General features: G+C 43.6%; 7 protein-coding genes and 1 pseudogene. All 8 read right to left on the bottom strand.

Annotation, left to right across the window (positions count from 1 at the left end; translation table 11 throughout):
- Positions 1-3 precede the first annotated feature (3 nt).
- On the bottom strand, positions 4-1,194 hold the full coding sequence (gene cps2T / locus BLV86_RS09705) for a beta 1-4 rhamnosyltransferase Cps2T (protein WP_090816573.1): 1,191 nt from the start codon (positions 1,192-1,194) through the stop codon (positions 4-6).
- A 399-nt stretch (positions 1,195-1,593) separates the two neighbouring features.
- A pseudogene (locus BLV86_RS09700) lies at positions 1,594-2,310 on the bottom strand (amino acid ABC transporter ATP-binding protein); the annotation flags it as partial.
- Positions 2,303-4,567, bottom strand: a complete 2,265-nt coding sequence (locus tag BLV86_RS09695; protein ID WP_175456496.1) for an ABC transporter permease subunit — start codon at positions 4,565-4,567, stop codon at positions 2,303-2,305. The gene BLV86_RS09695 and the pseudogene BLV86_RS09700, both read right to left, overlap by 8 nt.
- Positions 4,568-4,572: 5 nt before the next feature.
- Positions 4,573-5,895 (bottom strand): precorrin-6Y C5,15-methyltransferase (decarboxylating) subunit CbiT, encoded by a 1,323-nt coding sequence (cbiT, locus tag BLV86_RS09690; protein ID WP_090816568.1) that lies wholly within the window; start codon positions 5,893-5,895, stop codon positions 4,573-4,575.
- A 126-nt stretch (positions 5,896-6,021) separates the two neighbouring features.
- Complete coding sequence (locus BLV86_RS09685) at positions 6,022-6,906, bottom strand: precorrin-6A/cobalt-precorrin-6A reductase (protein WP_090816567.1); 885 nt, start codon at positions 6,904-6,906, stop codon at positions 6,022-6,024.
- Between the two features lie 3 nt (positions 6,907-6,909).
- On the bottom strand, positions 6,910-7,668 hold the full coding sequence (gene cobJ / locus BLV86_RS09680) for a precorrin-3B C(17)-methyltransferase (protein ID WP_090816565.1): 759 nt from the start codon (positions 7,666-7,668) through the stop codon (positions 6,910-6,912).
- A 208-nt stretch (positions 7,669-7,876) separates the two neighbouring features.
- A complete protein-coding gene (locus BLV86_RS09675; protein ID WP_090816563.1) occupies positions 7,877-9,061 on the bottom strand; it encodes a hypothetical protein in 1,185 nt (394 codons plus the stop codon).
- A 653-nt stretch (positions 9,062-9,714) separates the two neighbouring features.
- Positions 9,715-10,833 (bottom strand): IS110 family RNA-guided transposase, encoded by a 1,119-nt coding sequence (locus BLV86_RS09670; RefSeq protein WP_090816561.1) that lies wholly within the window; start codon positions 10,831-10,833, stop codon positions 9,715-9,717.
- Between the last annotated feature and the right edge of the window lie 112 nt (positions 10,834-10,945).

Raw genomic sequence — 10,945 nt, 5'->3', positions numbered from 1 at the left:
ACCTCAGGGCATGAATAGTTTCTCATATTTGTTTACAACCATCTCCCATGTATACTCTGAACTGATTCTGTCATTGCTCTTTTTTGCATAGTTCTCTCGTGTAGCAATGTCCATGTTTTCTACCCTATTTATTACATCAGCAAGATTTCCAACATCTTTATTCCAGTAAACCGCTGCATCCTGTGCTACTTCCCTATTGTACTTAACATCATATACAAGATTCAGTTCCGTGTATGAGAGTGCCTCCAAAAGAGATGGATTTGTGCCTCCGACTTCATGACCGTGAATATTGGCAAAGGCATTCTCTCTTATTTTCTTCACAAGCTCCTTATCATAGACAGGCGGGATTATCCTGACATTATGAACAGCTTTGATATGAAATCTCTCGTCAAGTTTCTTATAGAGTTTTCTGTTCATCGTTGATATTATGATAAGCTTCTTGGCTGATGTTGACTCTATAAACTCCTTGATTATGATGTCAAAGTTGTTTTCCTCAACAAGTCTTGCAACAACCAGATAATACTCTCCGGGACGAGTACCGGTACTGTCAAGCCAACTTATATATCTCCGGTCATCATCCTTCAGTATAGATTTACCTGTATCCGCACCATATGGGACAAAGCATGTTGCAGGCTTATACTTTTTGTACTTCTCTACGATATACTTCTCTATCTCCCTGCTGTCACATACTATCATATCAGCATGTTTCACCATGAGCTTTTCAGATAGTTTCCAGTACGCTCTTACAGGTCTTGACCACTTGGCTCTTGCCCAATCATGTCCGTCCGGATTAAGTACTACCGTGCCTCCAAGTTTTTCGATCCTTTTTTTCAGAAATTTCATGAAAGGTCCTATCCTGCAGGCCATGATAAAGAATACAGGGCTTTCTATATGCTTTCTTTTTTCACAATAACTGATACTTCTGAAAAGTGCCTTTACATCATAAATGACAGCTTTTCCGGCTCCTATATCAGGTACTCTCACATTAAAGCATCTTGCACCGTTATAGTCAAATACCTCATTATTATCTGAAATATGTGCTACATGATATGTAATCTCATCACTTTTTTTATGCAAGGTCAGATTTTCCATGAAGGTCTCAAATCCCCCGTATTGAGCCGGAATTCCTTTACTGCCTATGCAAAAAACATGTTTCCTATATTTTTTTCCGCAATCCTTTTTTTCGTTTATCATTGTATTTTCAAGCTTTAATCATTCTGTCTTCTTAACCCAAACCTTCACCTCGTTTGCCCGCTCTTCCCCTTCGTCAAAGCTGTATTCTATTTTTTCTGACGAATTCTCGACCATGGAAAGTGACAGCTCATTGTCCGTATCTCTGATGTCGAATTTTTCTCCACCATAGGTAAAAGTGATTTCTGTGCTATCATCCTGCATGGAGTACTCCACTGCCACGTGGATGTCAGGATCAGGATACCTTGGAAGGAGTATCTGCTGCACTGTCTCCTCTATAGTGAGACGAATGCGGTTCTTCTCTGAGGACTTCACATCATTCTGAAGGAGATATCTGTCAAGCTCCGCTCCAAAGTTAATAAAATCATAATCCCTGCTGTCGATCACAGCCTCGAAAACCTTCAGTCTTCTGATAAATCTTCTGGTATTCTCCTTCTTCGGATGCTCGAAAATCTCCTCGGGAGTGCCTTCTTCGTAAATGCCCTCCCCGTCCATATAGAATACCCTGTTTGAAATTGCCCGTGCGAAATTCATTTCATGGGTAACTATCATCATGGTCTTTCCGCTCTTGGAGAGATCCCTGATAACCGCCTGCACCTCGGAAACCATGGTGGGATCCAGAGCACTTGTTGGCTCATCCAGCAAAATCACCTCGGGATCCATGCACAGAGTTCTGGCGATGGCAACTCTCTGCTTCTGTCCACCTGAAAGCTCATCGGGGTAACTCAGGGCCTTATCCGCCATTCCCACACGACGGAGATATTCCATGCCCTTATCATAGGCCTCCTGCTTGCTCTTCCCAAGAAGATCCATGGGAGCAAGCATCAGATTCTCAATAACAGTAAGGTGCCCAAACAGATTGAAGGACTGGAACACCATGCCCATTTTCATTCTGGCTTTTCTGATGTCATAGCCCCGTGCGGTAATTTCTTCACCGTCAAATATTATCTGACCACCGGTGGGTTTCTCCAGCATATTGAGGCATCGTATCAGGGTTGACTTTCCGGTACCGGAAGGCCCGATCACCGCGATAACGTCACCTTCATTTACATTGAAACTCACGTCTCTCAGCGGTGTCACCGAATCATATTTTTTAGTTAAGCTCTTTACCTCAATCATCAGTACGCACCCCCTTAAGTATGTCTTCTCTGTTACGGCGTTTCGGGTTAATGTTTATCTCTATCTTATCCACCAGGAATGTAAGCATAGCCCCAAGAATGAAATATATAACGGCCACCGCAATAAGCGGGAAAAATGCTTCATAAGTGCGGCCTCTTATTATGTCTCCCATCTTTGTCAGATCCTGAACCGCGATGTATCCGACAATGGCAGTTGACTTTACAAGAGCCACCACCTCGCCCTTATAGGTAGGCAGGAAGTGCGGTACCGCCTGAGGGAATATGATCCTGAAAAAGGATTTGATATCGCTGTAGCCTAAGGAAAGGGCAGCCTCTGTCTGGCCCTTGTCCACAGCCCCGACGCCCATTTTCAGCATTCCGAAAACCCCGGAGCCAAACACAAATGTAAAGGCTATTACCGCCACAACAGTACCGGTTATCTTCATTTTTGCGAAAATAATATAGTAAAGGATCATCAAAAGAACTACTACAGGCATTCCCTGTATGAGCCACACAAATACCCTTGCAAAGGCATTAGCCGCCTTGTTTCCATTTCTGGTCCCCATGAATATAAAAAATCCGAAAGCTGTTCCGAAGATGATTGAAAGAACCGTTATCACGATGGTTGTCATGATTCCGGAAAGGAAAAGCTCATAACGATTCTCTCTTATAAAGGTCTTTTCGAAGCTTGCTTTAATTCTGTCAACGAAAGATGTACCGGCTGCTTCATGGGTTGCGGTGCGCACAATAAAAACAAATGATGCAGGAGCATACTCCAGGAAATCCATTTTTTCCTTGCGCTCAGCCGTAGTAACTATCGAACCGCAGATGACATCCGCCTTTTCGGCTTCGAGGGATGAAAGCACGGCTGCAAAATCCATGGGGATAAAATTCACATGAACATCCAGTTCCTTCGCAATAAGGAGTATGGTTTCAATGTCAAAACCGAGACATTTGCCTCCCTCTCCCATGTAGCTCATAGGCTCCAGGGCATCACAGCAGGCTGCATTAACCGTGCCGTTACTGCCGGGCCAGTCCTGCTCCGGAATAGTTTTGATGCTGTCATCCGCTCCGGTCCACTTTTTCCAAAGAGCTTCCTTGGTTTCTGCGGGGATCCGGTCAAATGCCTCCTGCCATACATCACGCCTCTCGTCTCCCTTTTTAAAACCCAGTCCGAAAGCAGTATCACCAAGAGACTGAGGGAAAACACAGAGGTCCGGATCCTTATTGGCAGCAAGCTCCGCAACAGCATTGTTCATAAGTCCGGCATCAGTCTTTCCGGTTCTGATGGCAAGCATCATATCCGGCATGGTGGTGAAATAGGTGAACTCCTTGACATCTGATACCTTTGAAAGGATCATATTTTCAAAGGGAGCTCCTGTGATCATAGAGATAGTTCTGCCCTTAAGTTCATCAAAGGTTTTGAACTCCGGCTCCTTATCTCCGGAAGTGATCTTTTTCTCCTGATCGATGCCTTTTAGATCTGCAGCCGGAACCGCAAGTACAATCCCGTTTTCATATGTAGCATCACAGAAAAGTACCTCTTCCTTTCGCTCAGGGGTTACATTCATTCCTGTTGTAATATCGCCTCTTCCGGATTGAAGATCGGGAATACGCGCGGCAAAGCTCACATCCTGGATTTCAAGAGCATAGCCTCTGTCCATACAGAAATGCGCAAGAAGGTCTATATCATAACCCACATTTTTCCCGTCTTTTATATAGGACCAGGGCATGTCTGTAGCGGTGGTTACCACCTTGACAGTTCCGTTTTTTCCGGTAAGGACTGACATGTCAACAGTTTTCCTGTACTCATCAACACCCATCCAGATATCATCCATAAGCTGGAGGATGCCGTTACTTCTTATCTTCCTAAGGTACTCATTGAACTCCTCACAAAGCTTTTCGCTTTCCGGATCGTCTTTTCTGAAGGCAAAACTTACATCCTGTTCCTTAATACTTTCATGAATATAGTCAATATCCGGATCTTCAAAATGCATGGTCTTTACATTCGGCTCATCCGCAAGAAATGCATCTATCTTACCTGAAAGAAGTGCTACAGCGCAGTCCGGATAACTGTCGATATAAACATACTCACTGTCAGGAAAAAACTCTTTTGCCACGTCCTCCATCAGGGTTCCGGTGAGTACCCCGATCTTTTTTCCGTTATAATCGTGCCAATCCGCTGCAAATGAGCTTACTGTAAACACACATGTCATCAGTAAAACAATTGTCATCAAAAAACGTATCGGATATTTCAAAATTTTCATCTCCTGGAAATTCTTGTAATAGTTATGGGATTTTCCGCCCTGTGCATGTGATAGCTTCCGCGTCTTTCAAGACCGGTTGACTGAATCTCCACCATCTCAAAGTTATAATCCGTAAGTCTTCTCTCAACCTCCAGAACCTCTGCAACCGATTCAAGGGTAACCGTATTTATGACAATGACTACATCCGGATTAACCCTGACAGCCCAGTCTATGATCTTCTGAAGATTTCCCTTGCTTCCGCCAATGAATACTCGGTCCGGAATAGGCAGCACTCCCTCATCCGCAACATTTTTTCTCTCTCCGGGCTTCTGCATCTCAAACTCTTCAAAGCATTCGGGTGCTTTTCCACGAATTATGCGGATGTTATCCACCTTGAACTGATATCTGTTTCTTTCGATGGTATCGATGGCTTCCTGATTCATCTCCACCGCGATGACCTTTCCTTCGGGACAGGCAAGACCCGCCTCGATAGACATTGAACCGGAACCCGCACCGATATCGTAAATGATGCTGTCCTCTTTTATGGCCAGTCGGCAAAGGCTCAGAGCCCTTACATCACGTTTAGTGATAGGCACAGCTTCAGCTCTTTCAAAATGCTCGTCTCCGATGCCGTAGGAACGTACCGGGGTCTCTGCATTGTCATTTTCGAAAAGTGCGATGGCAAGACGATCAAACATCTTACCCTTCATGTCTCTGGGCTTTCCAACGGTAAAGCACTCATCAGGATAGCTCAGCCTCTCTCCGACAATGATTTTCACTGAACCAAAACCAAATTGTGCAAGCTCCTCAGAAATCTTTGAAACTGTATCTTCGCTGCCCAGAAGAGCACACACGTACTTGTTTTCACGGATCAGCGGAATCATGTCCTTATAGCGTCCGTGAAGACTTACCAGCTTAACATTGGCCATACTTACAGAGCGTTTACTAAGGAAATACTGGATGCTGGAAACTCCGGCATAGTTTCGGATCTCAAAGTTCTCGGCTCTGTCCTCATCCTCTGAGTCATCACCACCGTCCGGTCCCATATTTTGTTCCAATGCTTTCTTCAGTGGTATGGCACCGCTGTAAACGCTGGTATCTCCCGTAAATACGCAGGAGATCACCTTCTTCTCAGGATGGCCCTTTATGTAAGCCACCATATCATCTGTTTTTACAGCCTCACAGATTTCTATATCCAGCTCAGGAACCGCGTCTTTTGCTGTCTTAAGGGCTCTCGCCGCACCCATCAGAACCTCAGACTCTTTTATTGCCTTAATTGCCTGAGTTGTCATCATCTCCGGACTTCCCGGACCAACACCGATTAAGTTTACAATTCTCATATTTTTAACCTCGCAAACGATACTTAATCTTTCTTTTTAAATTGAATTTTATACAGTTACATTTGAATAAAACATAACTGTACAAAAATTATTAATCATGCACTGTCATCAAGTCAATAACTCGACTCAATCAAAATCTTTTGGTCGTCCTATAACAAGAACCTTTACTCCCAATTCTATAGCTGCATCGCACTTCTCGGAAAATCCTCCTATTTTCCCCGAATCCTTTGTAACAATGTATCCGGCAGAGGCATATCTCAGCTGGGCAAGATTCATATCAACGTCGAAGGGACCCTGCATCAATATCAGCCGGTCTCTTCTGAACCCGAGTTTCATGCATTTATCAATAACCTCAAATGTAGGTAATGCTCTTACATAACAGTACTCCTCATAATCCGGTATTGAAGTGTATTCCTGAATTTCTTTTGAACCTGTTGTTATGAATATATGCTTTCGTTTCTCCGGAAAATTTTTGAAAGTTGAGTTGAGCCATCGTACGGCATTTTTTATATTTTCGAAATATAGAAAGTCAGAACTTTCCGTACCTGAGTCTGCATTCGGCCTATTTATCCTGATACATCTGACTCCGGAGGCCTTGCAGGCTTTGTTAATATTTTCTGTCGCTACGGCAGCATAGGGGTGAGTCGCATCTATCACTAAAATACCATCGGCTTTATCTTCCGGTACCTCTCTCATAACCCCTTCTATTGAATATTCATTAATTACAATCTGTTCATTATTATCTGTTCCGACTTTTGGCCTGATCGGGTACCTGCAGGCTCTTTTCGCAGTTCCAAAACGCTCAGCCATTTCCTCTGCATTCAATCTTCCTACATTAACAGTGATATGTTTTTCCTTTGGAAGAAGACCTGCTCCGTAGTCCGTAGTAACAAAAACCTCCGTCTCAAGAAAATCTTTTCTCCCCTCAATCTCTCTCTTTCTGTTCTCTTCTGCGATATGCTCCGCTATCTTCCGTCCCTCGGTAGTTCCGCCAAATAAAAATATATGCATTTCTTATCCTTTATATCCCCTGGGAGTAACCATCCTGGATCCATCCGGTGTTTCCACGATCTTTGTTTCCGAATTACCTATAAAAACCGTAGTCAGCATATCAATCTCGGATTCCTCGCCAAGCTTCTCCAGTTCGCACAGCAAAAAGATCCGGCTTTTCATTCCATCCCTTCCTATGTTTCTGACATATCCGCAGACTCTGTCAGAAGGAATCCCTTCGCAGAGTATCCCGCAGGCTTTCTTAAAAGTCTCCAGCCTCTTGTGGCTCACCGGGTTATAAAGCACTATGACAAAATCCCCTTCCGCTGCTGCTCTGAGCCTTTTTTCTATAGTATCCCGGGGCGTCAGAAGATCTGAAAGACTGATGACACAGAAATCATGCCCAACCGGAGCCCCAAGAATCGCCCCGCCGCTAAGAACCGCAGAAAGACCCGGTACAGTCTTCACCTGAACGCCGCAATAACATTCTTTTTCAGAAAGTTCATACAAAAGCCCCGCCATTCCGTAAACCTCGGCGTCACCTGATGAGATAACGGCAACATTCTTCCCGGACACTGCAAGCTCCAGAGCCTTTTTACAGCGTTCCTCTTCCTCATGCATCCCGGAAACCACGAATTCCTTTTCAGGATACTGTTTACTCACTATATCCGCATAAGTTTTATACCCGACTATCACATCCACACCGGAAAGCACTTCCCTTGCTTCCAATGTCTCATACTTTACATCTCCGGGTCCGAAGCCCACAGCATATACTGTTCCCATTTCACCCTCCGTGAACCAAATCATTCATATTTTATAATTTTATCCTAATCCGGCCCGCAAAAAAACCCCTACACACCATTGCGGCAGCTTTATCAAAACCGGAAGTGACGGTCTTCAAGAAAAATGCCCCTTCCGGGCAGCAAGCTTTTTGTAGTTTAGCCTGTCTATCCGGAAGGGGGTATATCTTGATTTGCAGTACAGTTTTATATCACTTTAGCTCCATATTTCCAAGGAAGTCCTCGATGATAGCATCTGTAGACATCTGGATTTTTTCATCTTCACTGTATGTAGATGAGATCTTTAATACAAGGAGATCATCTCCTCTCGGAACAAAATAGTTCACATAAACCGCATCACCTTCTTTATAAGGTCCCTCGCTTATAAGTGTGGTACAGCCTTCAATATCCAAAAATGTTACTCCATCTGTTCTCTTAAGCTCTGCATTCTCGTCTGCAAGGCCGGCTCGAAGCTCTGTTATGGCACTGTCAATGTCTTTACTCTCCGCTTTATAAACTACGATCAGGAATTCATTCCATTCCTTGCTGTCAACATTACAGAACATATCCGACTCACCGGTTTCATAGGAGCAGATTTCACGCATATCGTACTTTGCTGTATAATCGTAGCTTCCTTCGTAATCAACGATCTGATCTTCATCCTTTGTCGGAGGTGCGTTAAGAACCGGAACCGGTGCCCATCCGTACTCCTGATACTGGGTGATATACAGCCCGTTAGTGTTGATATAGTTTGCCAATGCTTCTGCCAGATACTTGTCACGTTCATTTGAGGCTTCAAGATATGCATCCTTCAGACCTTCTTTACCGAAAAGTTCATCCAAAGAAGCCTCAAATCCGGCACCATCCTGAAGAAAATCGAAATCTGTAACTATGGGATCTCCTTTTGTTGTATCAAGATGCACAACGCCTCCGAAGGACCCTCCATTTACATTCAGAAGGGAAGTCTTTACAAGGTTGAAACCTTCTACATAGAATTCACCCCATAACTTCACGTCTTTAGGATCGCTGTCATCAGCTTTTAGAACGATAGGAACGCATATGGTTAAATCCGGTGCTACGTCTCCAAAACTGTTTTCAACAAGAAAATGGCTTACTCCGTCTGCATACTCTGCCCAGTCCTCAGGACCGTTGTAATGATATTCCGGAAGGGGCAATGTCGGATAATCAGGCTCCGAAGCAGTTGTTTCCTCTTCCTTCGCAGCTTCTGTGGTTTCTTGAGAAGTCTCTTCAGTTTCCTGGGGAGCTGCCGTAGTAGATTCTTCCACTGCTGCCGTTGTAGCCTCAGTTGTATTAACATTTGTTGCCGGCTTCTGACATCCGACCATTCCAAAGGCAAAAACACAAAATGCCATTGCCAATGCTGCTTTCTTTCTCATAATATTTCTCCTCTCTTCTATTAACGCTGTTTTTGAGCCTTAATATCTGACACATAGATGCACATCTATCTGGCTCTTTGAATTCACTCTACTCATCTACAAACGAGTGTTTTCAGTTGTTTATAGATGACACACAGATGTCAATCTAATTGGCTCCGTTTAATCAAGTGTTTTCCTCAATAATTTCTAGTTTTTTTATCCTCAGTAGTAACAGTTCAGTATGAGGTAAACTGATATGTAATGACCTCTTGTCAAGCGAAAAATGACAGGAATCACCACAAACTTATTTAATTGTATCTGAAGGCATCTTGAAAGAGCCTCGGGGTATCAGTTCCCGGCATTGGCCACTCTGATATACGTGGATTGGTTACCGACAGGTCAATGGTCCGCCGTGAGCTCTACCGTCTAATAGCGTGGATCACAGATTGCTCTGTGCCGACATAGTTTACTCGTAGATAGCTCGAACCTTGAAATGGCCGAAGCCCTTTCAAGATGTCTTCAGTTGTTGCTTGTTAATGGGCAGATGTAAATGGCACAAGCCATCTTACATCTGCTTAACCACCCACTATAACAGCAGGGTGAAGATGTCAAGGCTGCGAAGCACCGCCCTCGGCGGCTTGGCCTTGATATCGGAGACATGATGTTATACCAGATCATGCTATTTTATCAGTCATCATGCCCCACATGAAGCAGGCAAGTTCTCTTGCTATTGCAGTTTTAGCGACGTTGTGTTTCTTGCTTTTCCCAAGAACCATTTTGTAGTACTTACGTCTCAGTCTTTCATTAGCTTTATCAGCATATGCAATGACTTGAGGCAGATTGCCAGCCTGACGTGCTTTAAGTGCTTTTGATTTATGACCAATTTGCCCTCTGCTGTATGTCTGTGATGATTCCGTGAGTAATTGCCTCACATGACGATTTCCGGCTTTTGTGATCCCAAGCCTTGTTTTTTCATCACCACTGGAATCTTCGCCTGGTACAAGACCAAGATATGAAGCAAACTTGTCAGCCGTTGCAAAACGTTTGAAATCACCTACTTCAACCAATACAGATAATGCTGTATGAGTTTGAACTCCGATGAAACAGCAAAGTTTTTTCACAGACTCCTTGTACTCGTCTTTGGAAGCGAGTTCTTCTATTCGCTTATCCAAACGTTCAAGCTTGTCACTTAAGGTTTTATAGGTCAGCAGGTATTCATCGAGGATCTCCTTATATAGAGCCTCAGGTTTAAGTGATTTAAGCCAATTTAAATGGGCTATTGTCCAATGAGTTTTTCCATCATAGCGATAGTTATGACGAAGGCAAAATGAAAGAATCTGCTGTTTCACTTTTTTAAGCGCAAGCTTATGATCATCCCTCATTCGAAGAAACTCTTTTGTTTCTTCATCTGTAGCAGTGGGAACATGAACAGGACTGTAGTTGTGCTGAGCAAGACATTTACCGATCAGTGCTGCGTCACGCTTATCAGTTTTTATTCTTTTACCACTACGTGTTTCAAGCATAGTGGTTGGTGCAAGTATCACACAGTTAACGTTACGGTCTGTTAGCTGATGATATAAAGTATAGCCGAGACATCCGGCTTCATAACCGCATATAAAGATAGTATCGTTTCCGTAGATGGTTCTAAGAAATTCCAGATACTTGAGAACTTCCTTGTAATCAGCCGGTGTGCGCCTTATGTAAGATGCTTTCTCTGTTTCAATCAAGTAAGCGCAGAGAGTAAAACTTTCCTTGTGTACATCCATTCCTACGTAAACTGTGGTATTATTCATTATGTGACCTCCCTTTGTATGCGGTAATCCCTGTTACCTTTGTCTTATCAACTTTAGTATACAGGTAAATCCACGTTGCTACAAAGAGGAGGTCATTACATATTGTCTAATA

Source organism: Oribacterium sp. KHPX15 (genome assembly GCF_900107835.1).
In the GTDB taxonomy this organism is placed as follows: Bacteria; Bacillota; Clostridia; order Lachnospirales; family Lachnospiraceae; genus Oribacterium.
The sequence above is the reverse complement of the archived record's forward strand: the minus strand, read 5'-3'. Positions and strand labels throughout refer to the sequence as shown.

Bases quoted from the DNA above. Each gene is read 5' to 3' on its own strand.
- cps2T (WP_090816573.1), bottom strand. From the start codon at position 1,194: ATGATAAACGAAAAAAAGGATTGCGGAAAAAAATATAGGAAACATGTT.
- cbiT (WP_090816568.1), bottom strand. From the start codon at position 5,895: ATGAGAATTGTAAACTTAATCGGTGTTGGTCCGGGAAGTCCGGAGATG.
- BLV86_RS09685 (WP_090816567.1), bottom strand. From the start codon at position 6,906: ATGCATATATTTTTATTTGGCGGAACTACCGAGGGACGGAAGATAGCG.
- cobJ (WP_090816565.1), bottom strand. From the start codon at position 7,668: ATGGGAACAGTATATGCTGTGGGCTTCGGACCCGGAGATGTAAAGTAT.
- BLV86_RS09675 (WP_090816563.1), bottom strand. From the start codon at position 9,061: ATGAGAAAGAAAGCAGCATTGGCAATGGCATTTTGTGTTTTTGCCTTT.
- BLV86_RS09670 (WP_090816561.1), bottom strand. From the start codon at position 10,833: ATGAATAATACCACAGTTTACGTAGGAATGGATGTACACAAGGAAAGT.